The organism is Streptomyces sp. HNM0575, from assembly GCF_012726265.1.
In the GTDB taxonomy this organism is placed as follows: Bacteria; Actinomycetota; Actinomycetes; order Streptomycetales; family Streptomycetaceae; genus Streptomyces.
This window is the reverse complement of sequence record NZ_JAASAG010000006.1, coordinates 108719-131551: the sequence shown is the minus strand read 5'-3', so window position 1 is coordinate 131551 and position 22833 is coordinate 108719. Positions and strand designations below refer to the sequence as shown.

Here is a 22833-nt window from a genome sequence, read left to right as displayed (position 1 = left end):
GTGCTTGCCGTACGGGCCGCCTACTTCAGGCCGGACGTCTTCACGGATTCGACGATCTGGCGCTGGAAGCCGAAGAAGAGGACCAGCATCGGGGCCGCCGCGACCACGGCCGCGGCGAGTATGTAGTTCCAACTGGCCGCGTACTGCGACTGGAACGAGCTGATCGCGAGCTGCACGACCGTCAGGTCCGGGTCGTTGGTGGCGACCAGCGGCCAGAGGAAGGAGTTCCAGTTGGCGAGGAAGAAGAAGATCGCCAGCGCGGAGAGTATGGGCCGGGACAGCGGCAGCACGACGGACCGGTAGACGCGCCAGTGGCCGCAGCCGTCGATGATCGCGGCCTCCTCCAGCTCACGCGGCAGCTGAAGGTAGAACTGCCGCAGCAGGAAGATCCCGAACGCGTTGAAGATCGCGGGGACGATCAGCCCCGCGTAGCTGTCGAGCATCCCCAGCCGCCGTACGACGACGAACAGCGGGATCAGCACCACGGGCGCCGTGATCAGCAGGGTGGAGAAGATCACCGTGAAGACCGCCTCGCGGCCCGGGAAGCGCAGCCGCGCCAGCGCGTAGGCGGCCATCGAGTGCAGGAACAGCGCCACGACGGTGACGACGGCCGAGATCAGGAAGCTGTTCAGCAGGTAGCGCGCGAAGGGCACTTCGGTGAAGACGTACACGAAGTTGCCGAGGGTCGCGTCGTGCGGGATCAGGCGCCCGTCGTTGACGTCGTCGCGCGGCTTCAGCGAGGCCGAGACCATCCACAGGACGGGGAAGAACGCGGCCGCCGCCAGCAACGCCGTGAGCGCCGTCAGCCCCCAACGGGCCCGCACCGGGCTAGCCTTCATCGTCGAACCTCCCGCCCCTGGTCGCCTTGAAGATCAACGCCGAGCAGGCGAGCATCACCAGCACCAGGACCGTGCCCATGGCGGCTGCGTAGCCGTACTCCCCGAAGACGAAGGCCTGTTGGTAGATGTAGAAGATCGCCAGCGAGGTGCTGTTGGCCGGTCCGCCCTTGGTGAGCACGAAGATCAGCTCGAAGCCGCCGGTGATCGCGGCGACCGTCGACATCAGCAGCACGAAGAAGCTGGTCGGCCTCAGCAGCGGCCACGTGATGGTGCGGAACTGCGTCCAGGGCCCGGCGCCGTCGATGCGCGCCGCCTCGTAGTACTCCCTGGGGATCTCCTGGAGCCCCGCAAGGAAAATGATCATGTAGTAGCCCATCATCACCCAGACGAAGACGGCGATGACGGCGTAGAGCGCGGTGGAGGGGTCGCCCAGCCAGGCGTGCCCCTCGAAACCGGCCGCGCGCAGCGACTGGTTCACCACCCCGACCTGGTCGTCGAGCATGAACTGCCACAGCAGGCCGACGACGACGAGGCTGATCACATACGGCAGGAAGAACAGCGTCCGGAAGACGCCGACGCCCGGTATCCGCTGCCGGATCAGCAGCCCCAGCCCCAGGCTCACCACGAACAGCGTGGGTACGAGGACCACGACATAGATCCCCGTGATGCGCATGGACTCCCAGAACAGCGGATCGTCCATCATCCGCGCGTAGTTGCCGAGCCCCACGAACTCGTACGAGCCGAAGCCGCTGACCTGGAAGAAGCTCAGCACCACCGACAGCACCATCGGCACGCCGACGAAGAGCGCCAGCCCCAGCGCGTCCGGCGCGATGAAGAGCCCCGCGGCGATCCACTCGCGCTGCCGGCGGCTGAGCCGGCGGACGGGCGCACGGCCGCTGGGCGCCCGCCCGCCGGAGCTGTCGGTCCCGGACCCGGCGGCACCGGTCCGGGCCATATCGGACAGGGTCATATGAGGCTCGCCCCCTTGTAGCTGCGCACGTACGCCTCGACGGACTGCGCGGCGCGGTCCGCCTCCCCGCCGACGTCGCGGCCCGCGAGCATCGAGCCCTGGATGGCGTCCGACATCGCCTTGTAGACGACGGGCGGATAGCGCGGCTCGGGGCGGCCGCCGGGAAAGACCTCGTCCTTCATGTACTTCATGGCCCAGTCGTCGTAGCCGCCCCGGTCGGTGCCGCGCCGCAGCGCCGACTTGCGCGGTGCGATGTCGCGCTTGGCCCCGATGCACCAGTCGGTGATCCGGTCGACGCACTCGTCCTCCATCGTCCCGAGCGCCCAGCCGCAGAACTCGGCCGCGGCCTGCGGGTTGCGCCCCTTGGCGTTGGCGCAGAAGGACCAGCCGCCCAGCGCGGTGGTGTAGCGGCCGCCGGGCGGCAGCGGATGCTTGAACATCCCGTACTCGAAGTCCGGCGCGAACGCCTTGAGGCTCGCGATCTCCCAGATGCCGCTGTGCCACATCCCGGCGCGGCCGGCCTTGAAGCCGGAGACCATGTCGTCGCCCGCGGGCGCCGTCGTGGGCGTGATGCCGCTGCGCACCGCGTCCTGCCACAGCTGGAGGGCCTGGCGTACGGGGCGGGAGCCTGCGGTGACGTTCCCCTGCTCGTCGAGCACGTCGCCGCCGCCGAGCCACATCCACGAATACCAGAGGAAGTTCTGGAGGTAGCCGGGCAGCGTCTTGAGCACGAGCCCCGCCCGGGTCTTCGTCGTCAACTTCTCGCCGACGTCGAGGAGTTGGTCCCAGGTGGCCGGGATGTCGCCCTCCGAGAGGCCCTTCTTCTCCCAGACGCGCTTGTCGTAGTAGACGACCAGCGGCTCGACCTCCATGGGCAGGGCGTAGACCTTGCCGTCGACCGTGCGGCTGGCGAGCGTGTCGGGGTGGTAGTCGTCGAGGGCCCGCCTGTCCATGTACGGGGTGAGGTCGGCGAGCACGCCGCCGTTGTAGTAGCGCAGGAAGTCGCCGGGGCTGGCGAGGAAGATGTCCGGACCCTCGCCCGCGGCGAACGCGGTGGGCAGCTTCGAGCCGTTCTGATACGTCGGCGGCGGCATGTAGAGCAGCTCGATACGGGTGCTGTGCGTCCGGTTCCACTCGGCCACCAGGTCCGTGAACCACTTGCTCTGCGCGTTCAGCGCCGGATCCTCGGAGTGCTGCGGCGCGTAGAAGTTCCAGAAGCTCAGCGTGCCGCCGTCGCGGCCCGGACTGCCGCCGCCGCAGCCGGAGGTGAGGGCCGCCGCCGCTCCGGCGGCGCCGGCGGCGACCAGCCGTCGCCGGGTCATCGTCCCGAGGGGATTCGTCTCCATGGCCGTGACTCCCCCTAGTCCACTTCGAGTTCGAGAAGTCCGGGGGCGGCGGGCCGCCCCGACGAGACCGGCGCGTCCAGGTAGAACAGCGCGGTCGAGGCGATGTCGTCGCTCGTCGGCCGGTAGCGGTGCGGCAGCCCGTTGCCGTTGCCGGGCCCGATGCCGAGGGACTGGACGGTCACCCGCAGGTCCTCGGCGAAGCGGACCGGGTCGGGGACGTGCCACCGGTACATCCCGAACCGCTGCTGGCTCGCGTAGAGCCCGTCCGGCCGCAGGATCTGGTTCAGCCCCAGATACGGCGTGGTGTACGCGGTGTAGCCCTGCCCCTCGACGTCGAAGTTCCAGGCGCCGCCGAAGTAGTCCTCCGTGCCGGTGCCGCAGATCGTGGGGAAGTCCGTGTCCCCGTCGAGGTAGAACTTCACCTCGCCCTCGCCCCACCAGCCGGGGCTGTTCGCCGCCCAGGCCAGATACGTCCCCACGTACTGCCCGCGCCCCTCGACGCCCTCCAGCAGGGTGTGCGTCTGCCCGTGCGGCACGGGCCTGCTGCGGCGCCAATGGGCGTGCAGGTAGCAGGAGTCGGCGGGGACGGCGCCCGACTCGTAGTCGATCTGGTAGTAGAGCGTGACGGTCTCGGCGGAGAGGTTCTCCAGCGTGAAGCGGGCGCGGTCGTGAAAGGGCATCGGCCAGTACGAGTTGAAGCCGCCGTTCGGATTCGCGGCGACCGGCTGCGAGGAGACCTGGCTGAAGACGTTCCAGCCGTTGCAGAAGAAGTCGCCGAGCGGCACCTCGACCGCGGGGTCCGCGGCACCGTCCCAGTACGCCCGCAGCAGCGTGCCGCGCCAGGCCCGGTGCGGCGCCGTCGTGCACCAGATGTGCCGTACGGTGCCCGGCCCCGCGACGTCGGCCAGCTCGGCCGTCTCACCCGGGGCGATCTCGATGCTCGGCGATATCTTCCAGCCCCGGCCCAGCGCACCGGCCGCACGCGCGCCGGTACCCTCGGTGGCCCGGCCGCCCGCGCCCTTGGCGCCGGTGAAGTTCTCCGGACTGACGGAGCGGGTGATCTTGTCCGTACGCCTGGCCAGCTCGTCGAGCATGAACACTCCGTGTGTGAAAGCGCGGTGGCGGCGGTGCCATGGGATGTGAAATCGATTTCTTGTCTTGCCGTACGAGTCCCGTACCCATCGATGGGGGCGGCGGAGGGGTTCGAGTAGGACGAGCGGGAGGAAGACGGGGACAGCGGAAGCCGGATCGGCAGGCCTCAACAGGCCCGTTCCCGGCTCCTGTTGAAATCCATTTCACGCGAACGTAGGGTTCACCGCAGAAGGTGTCAAGAGGTTGGGCACAGCGGCTCCGGCCGGCCGGTGCGCAGCATGTGAAGGAGTCCCGGTGGCGAACATCAGCGATGTGGCACAGGCCGCCGGGGTCTCCCCCGCGACCGTCTCCCGGGTCTTCAACGGCGGCCGGGTCACCTCGGAGCGGGCCGAGCGCGTCCGCAGGGCGGCGGCCGAACTCGGCTTCTCGCCGAACCGGGTGGCCCGCTCGCTGCGCATGCAGCGCGCCAGCGTCATCGGCCTGCTCATCCCCGACATCGAGAACCCGTTCTTCACCTCCCTCGCCCGCGGCGTCGAGGACGCCGCGCAGCGCACCAATCTCTCCGTGGTGCTGTGCAACACCGACGAGGACGTGGACAAGGAGCGCCGCTACCTCGACATCGCCCTCGCCGAGCAGATGGCCGGCGTGATCGTCGCCGCCGCCTCCCGCAAGCGCACCGATCTGTCGCCGCTCGCCGCCCGCGGCATGCCCGTGGTCGCCGTCGACCGGCGCCCCCGCGCCGCCGCCGTCGACGCGGTCATGGTCGACAACCAGCACGGCGGCGAGGACGCCACCGCCCACCTCCTCGAACGCGGCTACCGCAGGGTCGCCTGCATCACCGGCCCCGCGGGCGCCTCCACGTCCGAGGACCGCCTCGCCGGGTACCGCGCCGCGATGCACGAGTCCGGCGTCCCCGACGAGTGGACTCGCGCCCACACCCGGCACGCCGACTTCCGCGTCGACGGCGGGTACGCGGCCATGCGCGAGCTGCTCGCGCTCCGTACGCGCCCGGACGCCGTCTTCGTCGCCAACAACCTGATGACCGTCGGCGCGCTCAAGGCCCTGCGCGAAACGGGCATCGAGCCCCCGGACTTCGGCATCCTCTCCTTCGGCGACGTCCCCTGGGCGTCCCTGGTCAGGCCGCCGCTGACCACCGTCCAGCTGCCCTCCTACGATCTGGGCGCCTCCGCCGCGGCACTGCTCCAGGACCGGCTGGCGGGCTCGGACAAGCCGTTGCAGACGGTGGTGCTGCGTACGGTGCTACAGCCGCGGGAGAGCACGCGCGGGCCGGGTTCGCGGAGCTGAGCGGGGCCGCCGGGCGGCCCGGTCCCCGGCGGGTCCGGGCGGTTGGGTGCCGGGCCGAGGGGCGGCGGGGGCCCCGAGCGAAGGGGGCCCCGTTCGCTCGGCGAGCGATTGTCAGTGGGCGGTGGGAGCCTGATTCCTGTCAGCCGTCATCGTGCGGACCTCCGAAGGGAATCACCATGATCACCACTGACTATTCCGTGGGCTCCCCGTGCTGGCTCGACCTCGGCGTGCGGGACTCGGCTGCCGCGAAGACGTTCTACGGCGGGGTGTTCGGCTGGACGTTCCAGCCCTTCGGTTCGGGCGAGGAGGAGTTCGGCTTCTTCAAGTCCGAGGGCCGCTCCGTGGCCGCTCTCGGCCCGCTTGACGAGGGCGCCCGCCCGGCCTGGATGATCTACTTCAGCACGCCCGATCTGGAGGCCGCGTCCTCGACGGTCCGCCAGGCGGGAGGCTCGGTCCGCGTCGACCCCTTCGACGTCAACGACCAGGGACGGATGGCGCAGTTCACCGATCCGCAGGGCGCCCAGTTCGCCGCCTGGCAGCCGGGCAAGACGGCGGGCCTGGAGGTCGTCGACGAGCCCGGCTCGCTGATGTGGGTGGAGCTGTACACGACGGACGCCGCCCGTGCGAAGGAGTTCTACAAGGGGCTGTACGGCTGGGAGTTCACGGACATGCCGATGCCCGGCGACCAGGGCGGCACGTACACGATCCTCGGCCCGGCAGGCGCCCCGCAGGAGCGGATGCACGGCGGTCTGATGGAGGTCCCGCCCGAGGCCCTCGCCCTGGCCGGGGGCAAGCCCTTCTGGCACCCGGTCTTCCACACCACCGACTGCGACGCGACCATCGCGAGGGTGACCGAGCTCGGGGGCAATGTGGTCATGGGCCCGGAGGACGCGGAGGGCGTCGGACGCATGGCGGTCTGCCTCGATCCGTTCGGCGCGGACTTCGTGGTCCTCAAACCGTCCATGTAGCCGCCGGCACGGACGCCGGGCGGTCGCTCGCGCGAGGCGCACCGTCGAGGACGCCTCGCGCGCTCCGCGGGGGATCCTCGCTGGTCACGGTCCCGGAAGGCCTCGGCGGCCGTCGGTTCCCGCCCCCGTTCGACCACCCCTACGGCACATGCGGCGTCACAAGGGACAATCGCGCCCATGACGACGACCGAGACATCCGATGACTGAGCCCGACGAAGGCCCCGGGAGCGGCGCCGGGCCGCCCGGTTCCGAGGGGCGGATCCGCGACCGGCGGATTCACGACCGCCTGCTCTCCCGGTGGAACGCGCTGCTCGTCAGCGCCCGCGACGGCGAGCCCGAGCCGGACCCCGATCCGTACGGCGTGAAGCTGATCGAGCGGTGGTCGGAGCCGCAGCGCCGCTATCACACCGTCGACCATCTCCTGGACGTGCTCAACCGCGTAGACGAACTCGCCCCGCACACGCCCGGAGCCGACGTCGACGCCGTGCTGCTCGCGGCCTGGTTCCACGACGCCGTCTACCGGCCCGACCGCAGCGAGAACGAGGAGCGCAGCGCCGCCCTCGCCGAACGCGCCCTGCCCGAGGCCGGAGTGCCGCGGTCCCGTACCGACGAGGTGGCGCGGCTGGTGCGGCTGACCGTCACTCACGACCCGGCGCCCGGCGACCTCAACGGGGAGCTGCTCTGCGACGCCGACCTCGCCGTGCTTGCGGGTTCGCCCGGCGAGTACGCGCAGTATGCTGCCGCGGTACGTCAGGAGTACGACTTCGTACCGGACGGTCCGTTCCTGGAGGGACGCGCCGAGGTACTGCGTCAACTCCTGGGCCTGCCGCGGCTGTTCCGTACCCCGTACGGTCAGGAGCGCTGGGAGCACGTGGCCCGCCGCAATCTGGAGACCGAGATGGAGCTGCTCGTCAGGGGCGGCTGACGGCCTGCGGACTTGCGACCGGACTCGGGACCCGACTTGCGACCGGATTTGGGACCGGAGTCGCGAACCGGACTTGCGGCCCACCGGCCTCGCTGGGCAACCTGAACCGGCTTGACCCGGTCCATGCCGATCCCCCACGGCCGGGACAGACGTGCCGGCGCAGGGCGTAAGGGCGGCGGCGGACGCGTGCGGATACGCGCACCCGCAGCCACGACGCGCAGCGCGAACGCACGGCCCGAACGCACAGCACCAGCGCCGCACCACATCTCCACATCAGCCAAGAGGCCACTCACCACAGAGGATCGCAGGCCACGTGGTCACTTCTTCCACCACCACCGGCAAGGACGCACGCTCTCCGGACCCGTCGTTCGACGACGTGTTCTGCGAGTTGCTGCACCGGCTCTACCGGCGGGCCGCCATGCTCTCCGGGACTCGGCAGTCGGCGGAGGACGCCGTGCACGAGGTCTACCTCAAACTGGCCGCGCGGCCCGAGAGGTTCCTCTCCCATCCCGAGCCCTACGCCTACGCCTTCTCGTCCCTGCTGAGCGTGGTGCGCGACAACTGGCGCAAGGAGCGGCGCCAAGTGCTCGTCGCGGACGTCGAGTTCGCGGGGGACGGCGGCGGCGGTTCGGGCGGCGCGGCGAGCCCCGGTGCCCCGCCCGCGGGGGCTCAGTGGGACGACGGGGGACTGGAGCGCAGGGCCTCGGAGCTCGAAACCGTCCGTCTGCTGCGGCAGTTGACGGTGCGGCAGGCCGGTGTGGTCGTACTCGTCGACCTGGACGGCTACACGATCGACCAGGCCGCGAAGATCCTCGGTCTGCACCGTGGCACCGTGGCACTGACCCGCAGGCGAGCACTGGACAAGCTACGGGGATCGCTGCGCCGGCAGCCCGGCCGTTCGGGAGGAGAACGCCATGCGTGCTGAGCGACGCGAGGAGACGGCCACGGCCCTCGGTGAGCAACTGCGGGCCGCCGACGCGGTGATCGACGTTCCGGACGGGCTGTGGGAGCGGGTGCGGGAGCCGCGTCCGGACGTCACTCCGGCCGCGCCCGGCACGGCGCGCACGAGCAAGGACCCCGCGTGGCGCCGCCGTCCGCTGCCCATGACGGTGATCGTCGTGGCCGCGGCGGCGGTGGTGTTCGTCGTCTGCGGTACGTGGTGGCTGGTCTCGCCCTCCGGGGGGACCGGGGCCGTGCAGGGCGGAGCGGCACAGAAGCCTTCCTCGGGCGGCCGGGGCGGTCCGGACGGCCAGGGGGACCCGGACTCCGGCCCCATCACGCTGCGGGTCCACAACGTCGAGAAGGCCTGCCAGAAGCTGCGCACCCTGGAGTGCGCGCTGCGGGTCGCGAAGAGCCCGTACGAGCTGTACGCGGATCCCGGCAACTCCGCGGGCCGCGTCTGGCACGGCGACAGCCTCACCGCGGCCTGCGTGATCACCGACGGGCAGCTGGTCACGGACGAGAAGGGCGTCTCCTCACGGCGCTGGTACCGGGTCGAGAAGAGCGGCGGCAGCGGAGACAGCAAGCGGGTCGAGGGCTGGCTGCCGGGCGTGCGCACCCGCAACTCGACCGAGGTCCGGCTGTGTTCGGGCAACGAGAAGCCTCCCGGGCACGGGAGTTGAGCACCCCGCGGGACGGCGGCGGCTCGCACCCCTCGGCCCCGGCCCTGGGCCCGTGCCGTACGCGGTGCCGATACGCGGTGCCGGTACGCGCTGCCGATACGCGGCGCCTGACTGCGGTGTCGGGACGCCGGGCGGGCGACGCACGGCCGGCCGACCGTCAGGACGGCGCCGGTCACGTCTCCCACCGCGGCGCCCCGGCACTCCCCCGAGTGCACGCGGTGCGGAATCCGCGCTGTGCGCCCTGCCGCTCGGGGCAGGACATCCGCTACACGTACGGGGCCGGCCTCCCGTATGACACCCGTCATTGAGATCTGGGTCACACGCTGCCCGTGCGTCCGCAGGCCCCCGGGCCCACCATTGGCGTATGGAACTCATCGACGCCTTCGAGACGGCCTTCAAGGAGTGGGACCGGCTCGTACACGAAGTCGGGGAGCAGCAGTGGGACGACCCCACCCCGTGCACCGACTGGAACGTACGGGACCTGGTCAACCACCTTGTCAGTGAGCACCTTTGGGCACCCCACCTGCTGAACGGCGAGACGCTCGCCGAGGTCGGCGACCGCTTCGACGGCGACGTGGTCGGCGACGCCCCGGTCGCGGTGTGGGAGGAGGCGGGCAGCGGTTCGCGCTCCGCCTTTCGCCGCAAGGGGGCGCTCCGCGGCGACGTGCACGTCACCGGCGGCAAGACCCCGGCCACGGAGTACGGCTGGCAGATGACGACCGACCTCACCGTGCACGGCTGGGACCTCGCGCGGGGCCTGGGCGTGCGTTCCCGGATGCCGGACGAGCTCGCCGACGCGGTCCACGACCACATCGCGCCCATGGCGGGCAGTTGGCACGAGGCCGGGATCTTCGATCCGCCGGTGCCCGTACCGGAGGACGCCGTGCCGCAGGACCGGCTGGTGGCGCTGCTCGGCCGTCAGCCCTGACACGGCCCCGTCTCGCGACGTGGGACGTGGGACGTGGGACGTGGGACGTGAGCGATCCTCGCGGCGTCCGGCCTTCTCGCGGATCAAGCGGGTCAAGTGGTGACGTATCGGTGACGTACCGCACTCGCATGGTCACGTACAGTGCTCGTCACGGACTGCGACCGACCTGAGCGGTCCGAGCACAGAGGAAGGAACACCATGCGACGCATCGCCACGAGCCTCGGCACCATCGCCGCGGCCGGAATGATCGCACTTGCCGCTCCCTGCTCCGCGCAGGCGGCGGACGGAACGCTGATCATCAACGGCATCCCGTACGACGAGCCCAGCGGCTGCAACGACGTGAGCGCCTACCCCGGCGCCTTCGCGGTGCACAACGGCACGGATGAGACCGCCTTCGTGTACTCCGGCCCGGCATGCACCGGACCGCTCAGTCGCGTGGTGCCCGCGGGGAGCGCTTCCGGCGCTTACGGCAGGAGCGTCTACATCCGCTGAACCGGCTTCCTGCCGGGCGCTCTCAAGCCCCCAAGTGCCCCCGCCCTCCAGGGCGGGGGCACTTCGCGTTTCCGTCCGCGCCCCGCGCCCCGTACCCCGTACCCCGCGCCCGGCGTCAGCCGTCCCGCGACGGCCCGCGCCTCTTGGGGCGCCGCAGCCCCGCGTCGGTGAGGCGCCGCAGCAGTTCCTTGCAGCCGACCTCGACGGCACCGGCGGAGACGGCCGCCGGGTAGCGGGCGCTCGGCACGTCGTAGTGGTCGCGGTCGAAGGCGCGGCGCGGACAGCCGATCGCGGCGGCGAAGGCGTGCAGTTCGTCGTACGAGACATCGCTGACCAGGTGCGACCACACGCGCCCGCCGCCCGGCCAGACGGGCGGGTCGATATAGACGGTCACGGTGCCGCGTCTCGCGCGCCGGGCACAGCCCTCACCACGGGCGTCCGCCCGCTCAGAGCCACGCTCAGAGCCACTTGTTCAGCGCCCCCACGCGGGCGACCGATGTCGTGGTCTTGCCGCAGACCCAGTGCGGGTCCTCGCCCAGCGGGGGTTCGATCTCCAGCGCGTGCGGATCGGAACCGAGACAGACGGGGCACAGCGGCCAGCGTCCGTACCGTTCGAGCAGCGCGTCCTGCACGTCCTGCGCTATCAGCCCGTTCACGAAGGCCATGCCGTCGGGCCACTGCTCGACCCACCACCTCCGGTGCGAGACCGCCTCTTCGACGAGCGAGACCACATCCGCCTCGGCCACCTTGCCCGCCTCCAGATCGGCGAGTACGAGAGCCCGGGCCGTGTGAAGTGTCTGCTCTAGCTGGTCCATGTCTCCATTGCACCAAACAGTCGTTGCCCGGTGCGCCGATTCGGGCCACACGCGGGCGCCGTACCGCAGAACCCGCGGAGAACGCGAGGAGGACCGGGAGAGGAATCATGGCGGACCGATGTGCGCGACTCTTGACGGGGACACGACGAGAAAAATACCTTCCACCGATGACCACGTACCTGAAGGAAAGTTTCGCCAGAAACGGCAGGACGCACACCAGACCCGGAGGCGGCAGCCCGGCCGCGAACACCCCCCACGGGGGCTCCCCCCACCCCACCGGCACGACCCGCGGCGCCGGTTCTCCCGCCCAGCAGCCGGCCCAGCCCGCCGCCCGTTCCGCCGCGCGCCCGGCGCCCGCGGCACGGCCCGGACCGCCCGGACCCGGCGCCCTCGCCGCCAAGGTCCGCACGATGGCCCCCTCCATGACGCGCTCCATGCAGCGGGTCGCCGAGACCGTCGCGGCGGACCCGGCGGGCTGCGCGCAGCTCACCGTCACCGGCCTCGCCGAGCGCACCGGCACCAGCGAAGCCACCGTCGTACGCACCTCCCGCCTGCTCGGCTACCCCGGCTACCGCGACCTGCGCCTCGCGCTCGCGGGGCTCGCCGCCCAGCAGGAGTCGGGCGCGGCACCGTCCGTCACCGCGGACATCGCGGTCGACGATCCGATCGCCGACGTCGTGGCCAAGCTGGCGTACGACGAGCGGCAGACCCTCGCCGACACGGCCGCCGGGCTGGACACCGTGCAGCTCGAAGCGGCGGTGACCGCCCTGGTCGGCGCGCGCCGCGTCGACGTGTACGGGGTCGGGGCCTCCGGACTCGTCAGCAAGGACCTCGCGCAGAAGCTGCTGCGCATCGGCCACGTCGCGCACGCGGAGGCCGATCCCCATCTCGCGGTCACCACGGCAGTTCAACTGGGCGCGGGCGACGTGGCGATCGCCATCACGCATTCGGGCCGTACCGTCGATGTGATCGAGCCGCTGCGCGCGGCCTTCGACCAGGGCGCCACGACGATCGCGATCACGGGACGCTCGGACGGGGAGATCGCGCAGTACGCCGACCACGTGCTGACCACGTCGACGGCGCGCGAGAGCGAGCTGCGGCCCGCCGCGATGTCCAGCCGTACGAGCCAACTGCTCGTCGTTGACTGCCTGTTCATCGGCGTGGCACAGCGTACGTACGAGAGCACGGCCCCCGCGCTGTCCGCCTCCTACGAGGCGCTGGCGCACCGGCACTCGCCACGGCCGCGCTGACGGCGCACGCCCGCGGCGGCGCATGCGGCGCACGCTCCGAGCGGCGCCGGTGAAGCAGGCGCACTGACCGGCACACGGCAGATGTGCTCTTCCAGCCCCGGAACCCGGCCCGGGCTGGTCTGCGGCACCGGCGGCGTCGCCCGAGGCACGCGCCGGACGCGCACGCCCGCGGCCCGGGCGGGACGGCCGTCCGCTCCGAGTCCGCGCCGCGCCGTCCCGAGCACGCGAGGTGCCGTCATGTGCGCAAGCCCGTGCCGGTGCCCGTGGTCGTCCCGTGTCGTGCCGTGCCGTGCCGTGTCGTCCCGTGCCGTGTCGTGCCGTCTCGGGGACGCGACCGTGTCCGAGACCCGTACGCGCCCGTTATCTGCATCCGAATCAGCATCCGGTCCCGAATACGATCCGAAGCTGAGTCCGCATCCGCATGCGCGTCCGCGCGAGTCAGAAAGAGCCGCACCTCCCCATGACCTCCACCGCCGACACACCGCCCTCCTACAGCGAGCTGCGCGCGCAGCTGGAGACGCTGACCACCGAGGCGTTCAGAAGCGAACTGTCCGAGATCGACCAGCTGCCCACCCTGGAGATCGCCCGGATCATGCAGGGCGAGGACGCCACCGTGCCCGGCGCGGTCGCGGCGCAGCTGCCGCAGATCGCCGCCGCCATCGACGCCACCGCCGAGCGGATGGCCCGCGGCGGCCGTCTCGTCTACGCCGGCGCCGGCACCGCCGGACGCATGGGCGTGCTGGACGCCAGCGAGTGCCCGCCCACCTTCAACACCGACCCGAACGACGTGCTGGGCCTCATCGCCGGCGGGCCCGGCGCGATGAGCAGGTCCGTCGAAGGGGCCGAGGACAGCAAGGAGTTGGCCGCGTCGGACCTCGACGCCCTCGGGCTGACGGCGGACGACACGGTGGTCGGCATCTCCGCCTCGGGACGCACCCCGTACGCGGTGGGCGCCGTCGAGCACGCGCGAGCCGCACACGGCGCGCTCACCGTCGGCTTCTCCTGCAACGCGGACTCCCCGCTCGGGGACGCCGCCGACATGCGCATCGAGGTCGTCGTGGGCCCCGAGCTGCTCACCGGCTCGACCCGGCTGAAGGCCGGTACGGCACAGAAGCTCGTCCTGAACATGCTGTCGACGATCACCATGATCCGGCTGGGCAAGACCTACGGGAACCTGATGGTCGACCTGCGCGCCTCCAACGAGAAGCTGCGCGCCCGCTCGCGGCGCATCGTCGCCCTCGCGACGGGCGCCGGGGACGAGACCATCGAGGCCGCTCTCACCCAAGCGGGCGACGAGGTGAAGAACGCCATTCTGATCATTCTGGCGGGCGTCGACGGCCCTACGGCGGCCCGGCTGCTCGACGAGGCGGACGGCCACCTGCGAGCTGCGCTCCGCGCGGCGACCGGCGAGGGCTGACAGTGGATGCCAAGCGGCTGGCCGCCGCCGGCTGCGGCTAGCTCGCTCGTCCGCACCACGTTCCGGGTCCCCCGGACCGCCAGAGAGCGACCCCGCCGATGAGCAGAGACAACAACCGCCAGACCGCCGAGGCCCTGCTCCCCCTCGTGGGGGGCCCGCAGAACGTCCTCTCCGTGACCCACTGCATGACCCGGATGCGGCTCGGCCTGGCCGACCGCTCGCTCGTACAGGACTCCGCACTGCGGGCGCTGCCTGAAGTGGTGGGCGTCGTCGAGGACGACGACACGTACCAGATCGTCCTCGGCCCGGGGAAGGTCGCCCGGGTCACCGCCGAACTCCGGGCGCTCACGCGCACACCGGACACGGCCGCAGGGCCCGTGCCGGGCGCCGCGGGCGGGCCGGTCGCCGCGGGCGGCCCAGCCGTCGCAGGAGCGCCGGGCACCCCCGGCGGCCCCGTCACGGCGGGCGAACTCGCCGACCGCGGCGCCGAGTTGCGTGCCGAGCGGAGACGTCGCAACGCCACCCCCGCGAAGCGGATGCTGCGCCGGGTCGCGAACATCTTCGTCCCGCTCATCCCGGCCCTCATCGGCTGCGGCATCGTCGCCGGGCTCAACGGCATCCTCACCAACCTCGTCAGCAGCGGCAGCGCCCAGTGGGCCGCCGGCATCGTGCCCGCGCTCACGGCGATCTCCACCGGCTTCATGTCGCTCATCGCCGTCTTCGTGGGCATCAACACGGCCGCGGAGTTCGGCGGTACGCCCGTGCTGGGCGGCGCCGCCGCGGCCGTCATCGTCTTCGCGGGCGTCTCGAAGGTGTCGGCGTTCGGGGAGAAGCTGGCCCCCGGCGAGGGCGGCGTGCTGGGCGCGCTCTTCGCGGCGCTGCTCGCGGTGTACGTCGAGAGGTGGTGCCGGCGCAGAGTGCCCGAGGCCGTCGACGTACTGGTCACCCCCACCGTCACCGTGCTCGTCTCCGGCCTCGTCACGCTCTTCGGGCTGATGTACGTGTGCGGCCTGGTCTCCGCCGGGATCGGCCACTTCGCCGACTGGCTGCTGCTGCACGGCGGAGGCGTCGCCGGTTTCGTACTCGGCGGGCTCTTCCTGCCGCTGGTGATGCTCGGCCTGCACCAGGCCCTCATCCCGATCCACACCACACTGATCGAGCAGAACGGCTTCACCGTGCTGCTTCCCGTACTCGCCATGGCGGGCGCCGGCCAGGTCGGCGCGGCCATCGCCGTCTACGTCAGGCTGCGCCGCAACACCTCGATCCGTAAGACCATCAAGTCGGCGCTGCCGGCCGGGGTGATGGGCGTAGGCGAGCCGCTGATCTACGGGGTGTCGCTGCCGCTCGGCAGGCCCTTCATCACGGCGTGCGTGGGCGGGGCCGTGGGCGGTGGCACCGTCGGGCTCTTCCATCAGCTCGGCACGTCCGTCGGTTCCACCGCCATCGGACCGTCGGGCTGGGCCCTCTTCCCGCTGCTGAAGGGGAACCAGGGGCTCGGCGCCGTCGCCGCCGTCTACGCGCTGGGAATGGTGGCGGGATATCTGGCGGGCTTCCTCGCTACGTACTTCTTCGGCTTCAGCAAACAGATGCTGACGGAACTCAACGCCGAACCGGAGGCGGAGGCGGCGCGCGCGGAGGCCCCGAGCACGGTGGTCGCCTCGGGCGGACGGCTCGCGGCGGGAGCCGCGGGTGCCGAGGGCGCGGGCGGTACGGGGGCGCACCGCGCGGACGGTACGGGGGCGCACCGGGCCGACGCGTCGGCCGCGCGGGTCGCGCCGGACCGAGGGAACCTGCCGGACGAGGACGACGACGGCGAGGGCGACGGGGAGCCGAGGCGCCCGGTCGGCGTCTGAGCCGCGGCCGCGAGCCGTCATCCGGCCGCTGCCAGGTGTCTGTGTCCGCAGCGGGGCCCGCGGGGTCCGGACCGGAACCCACGGGCCCCGCACCCGTCGCCTACCCGCGTACGAACACCCCGGCGCGGGCCGCCGCGAGAGCCGCGTCGGCGGCCCGCGCCGCCACGTCCGCATCAGCCGGCTCACCCGAGATGAACAACCGGTAGTAGAGGGGCGCGACCGCCGCGCGGACCGTCTCCGACGCGTCGGTCCCGTCGGGCAGTTCGCCGCGCTCCACGGCGCGCGCGACCAGGGGTGCCGCCTGCCGGTGGCGTCCGGCGAGGAAGCCGTGCAGGGCGCGGGCGGTCACGGGGTCGTGTACCGCGGCGGACACGAGGGCCCGTGACACGGCTCCGGCGTGCGGGTCCTCGAAGTGCGTGACCACGAGTTCGGTGAGTTCCCGCAGGTCACCGCGGACCGTGCCGGTGTCCGGGACGGGCCACGGCTCGGCCGACGCCAGGTCGAGGGCGTCGGCCGCGAGTCCGGCGGCGTTCCTCCAGCGTCGGTAGACGGTGGTGCGGTGGACACCGGAGCGGGCGGCCACGCCCTCGACGCTCAGACCGTCGTAACCCCGGTCGGCGATCTCGGCGAGCGTGGCCTCCCTTACGGCTTCGCGCGTACGTGCCGTACGGCCACCGGGACGTGCGCGCCCGGGGCCGGGACGGCTCTCCGCCACCGAAGTCCCCGCGTTCCGGCCGTACTTGGCGTCCGGACCGCCCTTCGGGTCGTGGCCGTGCTCCCGAGCGTCCCGTGCGTCCTTCGCGTCCCGGCGGCTCGGACCGTACGTCAAGGGCCGCCCTCCGAAATCTCGTTGCGCCGCCGGAATCCCCGTGCCAGGCTCGACCCGACCTTAACGCAACATTGTCGTGTTAGATCTCCGAGGGAGCGCAGCAAGATGGACCGAGCAGTCCGCGTTCCGGTGCCGCAGACCGGCCCGGCGAGCATGTCGCCGTCGTCGGTGACAACGGCTCCGGCAAGTCCACGCTGCTGCGCCTGATCGCCGGTCAGGAACCTCCCGACGACGGCACGGTGGTCGTCGTCGCCCACGACCGCACCCTCCGCCGCCGCTTCACGGGCAGCCACCTGCACATGCGCAGCGGAACCCCGGCCACGCCGACCGGGGTTCCCGTACCCGAGAGACGGAGACGGAGATGGAGACGGGAAAGACGGCGGAGACACTCCACGTCGAAGTGGTCGCCCTGCCCGAGGACGGCGGACCCGGCGCGGGCGGGCCCTACGGCATCACCACGGGTTCCGACGGCGCCCTCTGGTTCACCCTCGTCCACGCGGGCGGCATCGGCCGACTGACGCTGCCCGCAAGGGAGTTCACCTTCTTCGGGCTGGACGCCGCGGACAGCGGTCCGACCGTCATCACATCCGGTCCGGACGGAGCGCTGTGGTTCTGCCGTACCCACGACCACGGCATCGGACGGATCGGCACCGACGGCGGTGTCCGGCGGTTCGCCCTGCCCGGTCCGGGGCCGGGCTCGGAGCCGGGCCCGGAGCCAGAGCCGGGGCCGTACGGAATCTGCGCGGGCCCCGACGGCGCCCTGTGGTTCACCGAGACCACCGGGAACCGGATCGGCCGCATCACCCCCGCCGGCGAGACGACCCGCTTCCCGCTGCCGGTCCCCGGCGCCTTCCCCTCGGCCATCACCACGGGCCCGGACGGCGCCCTCTGGTGCACTCTGAATCAGGCCGACGCCCTCGCACGTATCACCACCTCGGGCGAGATCACGACCTTCCCGCTGCCGACGGAAGGCGCGGCGCCGGTGGGAATCGCCGCGGACACAGGGGGCCGCGTGGAAACACGGGGCCGCGCGGGCGCACCGAGGGACGGCTCAGGCGCACCGTTCGGCGCGGGAGCGCTGTGGTTCGCCGAGATCGGCGCGGGTGCCGTCGGCCGTCTCGCTCCCGACGGCGTGATCACCGAATTCCCGCTGTCCGGCCCGGAGTCGCGTCCGCACGCCGTTGCCGTGGACGCCTCGGGATCATGCTGGGTCACGGAGTGGGGCTCGGGCCGCATAAGCCGCCTCACCCCGGACGGGATCCGCACGGAGGCCGCCATCCCCCCGCCCGCCGGCGAACCCCACGGCCTGACCGTGGCCCCCGACGGCGCGGTCTGGGCGGCCCTGGAGTCGGGAGCCCTGGCCCGCGTCACCGTCTCCGAGCCGGAGTGACGTAGTGATGCCACACGTATGAGTGAACTGGCAGACGGGCGGGACGCATTGCGCCGGGAGCCGACGACGGCGATGCGGCATCACTGCGGCTCGGCGGAAGTTCACCGTCCCAGTCCCCACCCCTGGTCACCGTCCCCACCCCGCCCCCGTCCTCGTCCCCGTACCCCGTCGGCATCCGGCCTGTCCGAGGGTTGGGCGCGGAACGGCGGACCCGTTTCCCCGACAGCACGCCTCTCGCGGATCATGGGTCGCATGCGTGCAGAGAGCAGCGGCCTTGCAGGGCGTGGACGGCGGGTCGCCCCGCAGGGGTTGGCGTTCTGGGTGGTGGCCGCGGCCTTCACCGTGACGATGCTGGGTACGACCCTGCCGACCCCGCTGTACGTCCTCTACCAGCGGGAACTCCACTTCTCCACCCTCATGGTCACCGTCGTCTTCGCGACGTACGCGGTGGGCGTGCTGGCCGCACTCCTGCTCGTCGGTCACGTGTCGGACGAAGTGGGCCGCCGCCGGACCCTGTTGCCGGGACTGCTGCTGGCGCTGCTCAGCACAGTCGTCTTCCTCACCGCTCACAACCTGGCGCTGCTCTTCGTCGGGCGACTGCTGTCCGGACTGTCGGCGGGCGTCTTCACCGGGACGGCGACCGCCGCGCTCGTCGACCTCGCCGGGGGCCGCAACACCGGCCGGGGCAGCCTCGTCGCCACGGTCGTGCAGATGGGCGGCCTCGGCAGCGGGCCCCTGGTGGCGGGGGTCCTCGCCGAGTTCGCGCCCGGGCCGCTGCGCCTCCCGTACGCCACACACCTGGTACTGGTCCTGCTGGTCGCTGCCGGGATGTGGTTCATGCCGGAACCGGTCGCGGGCGCCGTGCCGTTGCGGCGGGCCCGCCTGCGGGTGACGAAGCCGGGGATTCCGCAGGGGATGCGCGGCACGTTCGTACGGGCGGGGATCGCCGGGTTCGCGGGCTTCGCGGTGCTGGGGCTGTTCACGGCGGTGTCGCCGGCGTTCCTCGGGAAGCTGCTGGGGATCGGGGACTTCGCGCTCCAAGGTGCCGTGATCTTCACGGTGTTCGCGTCTTCCGCGGTCGGGCAGATCGCGCTGGTGCCGCGGTTCGGCGACGCGTCCCTGCCGCTGGGCTGCGCGGGGCTCGTCATCGGCATGGGGCTGCTGACGGCGGGATTCGCCGTGCTGTCCTTCGAACTGTTCGTCGCGGGCGCTGTGATCGCCGGACTCGGGCAGGGCACGAGCTTCCGCGCGGGGCTCGCCGCCGTCAACGCCGAAGCCCCCGTCGCACAGCGCGCCGACGTAGCCTCCACGTACTTCGTGGTGCTGTACGTGGCGCTGTCCCTGCCGGTGATCGGGGTGGGGGTGGCCGCGGACCTCGTGGGGCTGCGGATCGCGGGGATCGCCTTCAGCGTGGTCGTCGCGGCGCTGGCGGGCTCGGTGCTGGTGGCGCTGCGCCGCCGCGCCGCATGACGTACGTACGAGCCTCGTCACGTACGGAACTCATCACGTAGGGGCCCCATCACGTACGGAACTCATCACGTACGGATGAGGACTTGGAAAGAACCCGCCGTGCGCGGAACTCACCGCGCGGGCGCCTCCCGCTCCGCGAGCCCGACGTCCGTCTGCCGGGACTCCTCCGAGTACCAGAACGCCACCAGCGAGACCGCGGCCGTCGCCGCCATGAACGCCGCGACGAGCCACGGATCCCCGTCCGCGTACCCCAGCAGCGCCGCCGCCACGAACGGCGAGAAACCGGCGAGCGCGGCACCCGTCTCCCGTGACGCCGCGAAGCCGGTGTAGCGCACGCGCGCCCCGAACAGCTCGGCGTAGAAGACCGGTTGGACGGCGATCATCGGCGCCAGCCCCAGCGAGGTGGCCACGATCATCGCCAGCCAGATGACGACCGGGACCCCGGTGTCCAGCAGCAGGAAGAACGGATACGCGAAGAGCCCGGTGAAGATCACGCTGAAGAGGTTCAGCGGCCTGCGCCCGATGCGGTCCGACAGCGCCCCGTACAGCGGCTGCAACGCGATCACGACGATCCCGAAGGAGATCACGCCGGTCAGCGCGACCCACTTGGGCTGCTCGACCTGGACCGTCAGATACGACACGGAGAACGTCGCGTAGATGTAGACGACGGAGGTGTCGCAGATGTGCGCGCCGACCCCCACCAGGAAGCTCCGCGGATAGCGGCGCAGCGCCTCGCGCACGGGCAGCTTCACGACGTCGCGGTTCTCCTGCATGCGGCGGAAGACCGGGGACTCGGCGACGCGCAGCCGCAGATACAGCGACACGGCGATCAACAGGAAGCTGAGCAGGAACGGCAGCCGCCAGCCCCAACTCCGCATGCCCGCCTCCGGGATCATCCCCACGAAGAGGAAGACCACCATGCCGAGCACCAGGCCCGCCTGCACGCCCGTCTGCGCGAACGAGGCGTAGAACCCCCGGCGTTCGGCGGGCGCGTGCTCGGCGAGCAGCGTGGACGCTCCCCCGAACTCGGCGCCCGCGCCCAGCCCTTGGCACACGCGCATCAGCGTCAGCAGCACGGGCGCCGCGACGCCGATCGTCGCGTACGTGGGCAGCAGGCCGATGACGCCCGTGGACAGGCCCATGACGAGCGTGGTCAGTACGAGCGTCGAACGCCTGCCGATGCGGTCGCCGAGCGCCCCGAAGAGGAAGCCGCCGACGGGACGGAAGACGAAGCCGACGCCGAAGGTCGCGAGGCCGATGAGGGTGCCGGCCGCGGGATCGTCCTGGACGAAGAAGAGGTCGTTGAAGACGAGGACGACGGCCGTGCCGTAGATGAAGAAGTCGTACCACTCCAGCGCGGTGCCGACGACGGACGCGGTGACCACGCGCCGCAGCTCGCGGTCGGTGCGCATGGTGCGCGCGGCGCCCGTCTCCGCCGCCCCCGCCGTCTCCGCCGCTTCCGGCGCCCTCGCCGTCTCCGCCGACGCTCCGGGAGCCGGGGCGGGAACGGGGCCGGAAGCAGGAGTTGAGGTGGGTGCGGGGGTGGATGCGGGGGTGGGGGTCCCGGTCGGTGCTGGTTCCTCGGACATCGCCGTCTCGATTCATCCGTGCCGTACCTGCCGCCTGGGCCCGCCACCTTCCGTTCTGCTCAGCGGAATTCTGTTCCGGAAAACTGGCCCGGGGTGCCGAGATGGTGCCACAGCCCCCGGAGGCTGTGAACCCGCGCGGCAGCGCCGGGCGTCCGCCGGACGGCCACCCGCCCTCGCGGTCGCTGCTTAGACTGGGCCGATGGCCAGCGAGGGGCACCGTACGGCGGCGGACAAAACACTCGACGTGCTGGAGGCGCTGGCCGCCCACCGCAGCGTCGCGGAGATCTCCGAGGCCACGTCGCTGCCCAAGCCCACCGTCCACCGCATCCTCCAGACCCTCGTCGAGCGCGGCTTCGCCCGCTCGCTCGGGCGCGGCAGCTACGCGGGCGGCCCGCGCATCCTCACCCTCGTCGGCAGCCATCAGCACGAAGGCGATCTGGCCGACCAGGCCCGTCCCGTGCTGGAGGCGCTGCGCGAAGAGACGGACTGGACGGTCCACTTCGCGCTCCTCAGCGGCGACGAGGCGGTCTACGCGGCCAAGCTGGAGGCCGACAAGCCCTACCGGCTGGCCTCGCGCGTCGGCATGAGCCTCGCCCTGCACTCCACTTCCGTGGGCAAGTCGGTGCTCGCCACGCTCGCCGACGAGTCCGTCCTCGCCCTGCTCAAGCGCACCGGCATGCCCGCACGTACGGAACGTACGCACACCGATCCCGCGAAGCTGCTCGACGAACTGTCCGCTGCCCGCGAGCGCGGTTACGCAGAGGACCGCGAGGAGAACGAGGCGGGCGTGGTCGCCGTGGGCGCCCCCGTCTTCGACCACTCGGCGCGCGCGGTCGGCGGCATGAGCGCCGTCACCCTCAGCAGCTTCCCGGACGAGGCGTCGCTGGCCCGCTCGGGAACGGCGGTCGCCGCGGCGGCGGAACGCTTCTCGCTCACGCTGGGCGCACCGGCGCACCGCTGCGCGCTGGCTCCACGACGGGACTGAGGAAACGGGGCGAAGGGACTCAGGGGACGGGGCGGGGGCTCGCCGTCGGGGCGGAGTCGACGGGGCGCGGAGTCGGTGGACTCGGCGGCCGTGAGGCTCGGTTGAAGGCCGGACGCTTCTGGGAGAGGCTGTGGGACGGCCGCGCCTCCCGGCTACGGCCGTACCGGTAGGTGGCGCGAGGCGAGGAGGGCACGGTGGTACGTCGGGTACGCCGAGTCCGCCCTGTGCGCGATCCGATGACGCCCACGGCGGCCGGTGCGTACGGGACCGTGTCGCCGTACGAAGCCACCGCCTCGTACGGGCCCGCCTCGCCGGAGCCGTCCGCGTTCACGGCGTACTCGCGAAGGCGGCGGCGCCTGCCGGGCATCCTGCTCGCGGTGCTGCTCGCCGTGTTCGGCGGCTCCATGGCGGCGGCGCATCAGGTCGCCGCCGGCGCCCAGCGCACCCACGGCACCCAGGCCGTCCAACTCGCCCACGGCGGCGGGCAGTCGGCCGTCTCGCACCAGCACCAGGAACCGCCGCAGCATTTCCACGGCGCGATCGTCAATCCCGGGCACGCCGCCGCACAGGCGCCCCTGCCGCTGCTTCCCGCGGTGGAGCAGGACGCCCGGGAGCCCCGGCGCGGCTCCGTACTGCCGGACGCCCCACGGCTGTCCGCCACTCAACTCACCCACCGCTCGCCCCGCCAGGGACGCGCCCCTCCGGCCGGCACAGGCATCTGACGGCTGACGGCTGACGGCTGACGGCT

The 22833-nt window shown here is 72.1% G+C and carries 22 protein-coding genes and 1 pseudogene; 15 read left to right on the top strand and 8 right to left on the bottom strand.

The annotated features are described in order from the left end of the window. Nucleotides 1-20: 20 nt before the first annotated feature. The 4 genes from HCC61_RS16175 to HCC61_RS16160 are packed head-to-tail and all read right to left on the bottom strand — an operon-like array spanning nt 21 to nt 4249. Nucleotides 21-839, bottom strand: a complete 819-nt coding sequence (locus tag HCC61_RS16175) for a carbohydrate ABC transporter permease (protein WP_169136171.1) — start codon at nt 837-839, stop codon at nt 21-23. Beyond that, on the bottom strand, nt 829-1809 hold the full coding sequence (locus HCC61_RS16170) for a sugar ABC transporter permease (RefSeq protein ID WP_240969039.1): 981 nt from the start codon (nt 1807-1809) through the stop codon (nt 829-831). The genes HCC61_RS16175 and HCC61_RS16170 overlap by 11 nt, the downstream gene beginning before the upstream one ends. Further along, a complete protein-coding gene (locus tag HCC61_RS16165) occupies nt 1806-3155 on the bottom strand; it encodes a sugar ABC transporter substrate-binding protein (RefSeq protein ID WP_169136170.1) in 1350 nt (449 codons plus the stop codon). The genes HCC61_RS16170 and HCC61_RS16165 overlap by 4 nt, the downstream gene beginning before the upstream one ends. Nucleotides 3156-3169: 14 nt before the next feature. Beyond that, complete coding sequence (locus HCC61_RS16160) at nt 3170-4249, bottom strand: glycoside hydrolase family 172 protein (protein WP_169136169.1); 1080 nt, start codon at nt 4247-4249, stop codon at nt 3170-3172. 292 nt (nt 4250-4541) lie between these two features. On the opposite strand from HCC61_RS16160, the gene HCC61_RS16155 reads away from it, so the two are divergent. The 7 genes from HCC61_RS16155 (at nt 4542) to HCC61_RS16125 (ending at nt 10487) form a co-directional block, all read left to right on the top strand. Further along, nucleotides 4542-5552 carry a LacI family DNA-binding transcriptional regulator gene (locus tag HCC61_RS16155; RefSeq protein ID WP_169136168.1) on the top strand — a complete coding sequence of 337 codons (1011 nt, stop codon included), beginning with the start codon at nt 4542-4544 and terminating at the stop codon, nt 5550-5552. A gap of 176 nt (nt 5553-5728) precedes the next feature. Continuing rightward, entirely contained in the window at nt 5729-6520 is a 792-nt protein-coding gene (locus HCC61_RS16150; RefSeq protein ID WP_169136167.1) for a VOC family protein, read from the top strand. A gap of 199 nt (nt 6521-6719) precedes the next feature. After that, nucleotides 6720-7445 (top strand): hypothetical protein, encoded by a 726-nt coding sequence (locus HCC61_RS16145; RefSeq protein ID WP_240969038.1) that lies wholly within the window; start codon nt 6720-6722, stop codon nt 7443-7445. Between the two features lie 313 nt (nt 7446-7758). Beyond that, nucleotides 7759-8370 carry an RNA polymerase sigma factor gene (locus tag HCC61_RS16140; RefSeq protein ID WP_169136166.1) on the top strand — a complete coding sequence of 204 codons (612 nt, stop codon included), beginning with the start codon at nt 7759-7761 and terminating at the stop codon, nt 8368-8370. After that, entirely contained in the window at nt 8360-9067 is a 708-nt protein-coding gene (locus HCC61_RS16135) for a hypothetical protein (protein ID WP_169136165.1), read from the top strand. The genes HCC61_RS16140 and HCC61_RS16135 overlap by 11 nt, the downstream gene beginning before the upstream one ends. 364 nt (nt 9068-9431) lie before the next feature. Beyond that, on the top strand, nt 9432-9995 hold the full coding sequence (locus tag HCC61_RS16130) for a TIGR03086 family metal-binding protein (protein ID WP_169136164.1): 564 nt from the start codon (nt 9432-9434) through the stop codon (nt 9993-9995). Between the two features lie 198 nt (nt 9996-10193). Continuing rightward, nucleotides 10194-10487 (top strand): hypothetical protein, encoded by a 294-nt coding sequence (locus HCC61_RS16125; protein WP_169136163.1) that lies wholly within the window; start codon nt 10194-10196, stop codon nt 10485-10487. A 115-nt stretch (nt 10488-10602) separates the two neighbouring features. On the opposite strand, the gene HCC61_RS16120 is transcribed toward HCC61_RS16125, so the two are convergent. Continuing rightward, nucleotides 10603-10881 carry a DUF4031 domain-containing protein gene (locus HCC61_RS16120; protein WP_169136162.1) on the bottom strand — a complete coding sequence of 93 codons (279 nt, stop codon included), beginning with the start codon at nt 10879-10881 and terminating at the stop codon, nt 10603-10605. A gap of 64 nt (nt 10882-10945) precedes the next feature. Next, nucleotides 10946-11302, bottom strand: coding sequence for a hypothetical protein (locus HCC61_RS16115; protein ID WP_169136161.1), 357 nt, complete (start codon nt 11300-11302; stop codon nt 10946-10948). 167 nt (nt 11303-11469) lie between these two features. On the opposite strand from HCC61_RS16115, the gene HCC61_RS16110 reads away from it, so the two are divergent. The 3 genes from HCC61_RS16110 (at nt 11470) to HCC61_RS16100 (ending at nt 15822) form a co-directional block, all read left to right on the top strand. After that, the gene (locus HCC61_RS16110; protein WP_169136160.1) at nt 11470-12552 is read left to right on the top strand and encodes a MurR/RpiR family transcriptional regulator; all 1083 of its coding nucleotides are present in this window, start codon (nt 11470-11472) and stop codon (nt 12550-12552) included. A 460-nt stretch (nt 12553-13012) separates the two neighbouring features. Further along, entirely contained in the window at nt 13013-13969 is a 957-nt protein-coding gene (gene murQ / locus HCC61_RS16105) for an N-acetylmuramic acid 6-phosphate etherase (RefSeq protein WP_169136159.1), read from the top strand. A 98-nt stretch (nt 13970-14067) separates the two neighbouring features. Then, nucleotides 14068-15822, top strand: a complete 1755-nt coding sequence (locus tag HCC61_RS16100) for a PTS transporter subunit EIIC (RefSeq protein WP_169136158.1) — start codon at nt 14068-14070, stop codon at nt 15820-15822. Nucleotides 15823-15922: 100 nt separating this feature from the next. Here HCC61_RS16100 and HCC61_RS16095 read toward each other — a convergent pair whose 3' ends face one another. Further along, entirely contained in the window at nt 15923-16651 is a 729-nt protein-coding gene (locus tag HCC61_RS16095) for a TetR/AcrR family transcriptional regulator (protein WP_206322578.1), read from the bottom strand. A 140-nt stretch (nt 16652-16791) separates the two neighbouring features. On the opposite strand from HCC61_RS16095, the pseudogene HCC61_RS30225 reads away from it, so the two are divergent. The 3 genes and pseudogenes from HCC61_RS30225 to HCC61_RS16080 all read left to right on the top strand — a co-directional run. After that, nucleotides 16792-16905 (top strand): annotated as a pseudogene (locus HCC61_RS30225) (ATP-binding cassette domain-containing protein); the annotation flags it as partial. 107 nt (nt 16906-17012) lie between these two features. Then, complete coding sequence (locus tag HCC61_RS16085; protein WP_240969037.1) at nt 17013-18041, top strand: virginiamycin B lyase; 1029 nt, start codon at nt 17013-17015, stop codon at nt 18039-18041. A gap of 252 nt (nt 18042-18293) precedes the next feature. After that, complete coding sequence (locus tag HCC61_RS16080) at nt 18294-19511, top strand: MFS transporter (protein WP_169136157.1); 1218 nt, start codon at nt 18294-18296, stop codon at nt 19509-19511. A 110-nt stretch (nt 19512-19621) separates the two neighbouring features. Here HCC61_RS16080 and HCC61_RS16075 read toward each other — a convergent pair whose 3' ends face one another. Next, nucleotides 19622-21100, bottom strand: coding sequence for an MFS transporter (locus tag HCC61_RS16075; protein WP_206322577.1), 1479 nt, complete (start codon nt 21098-21100; stop codon nt 19622-19624). A 199-nt stretch (nt 21101-21299) separates the two neighbouring features. On the opposite strand from HCC61_RS16075, the gene HCC61_RS16070 reads away from it, so the two are divergent. Together HCC61_RS16070 and HCC61_RS16065 are read left to right on the top strand one after the other, a co-directional pair. Further along, nucleotides 21300-22085, top strand: coding sequence for an IclR family transcriptional regulator (locus tag HCC61_RS16070; RefSeq protein WP_169136156.1), 786 nt, complete (start codon nt 21300-21302; stop codon nt 22083-22085). 224 nt (nt 22086-22309) lie between these two features. Beyond that, nucleotides 22310-22807: a hypothetical protein gene (locus HCC61_RS16065; RefSeq protein WP_169136155.1), complete on the top strand. Its 498-nt coding sequence runs from the start codon at nt 22310-22312 to the stop codon at nt 22805-22807. Nucleotides 22808-22833 lie beyond the last annotated feature (26 nt).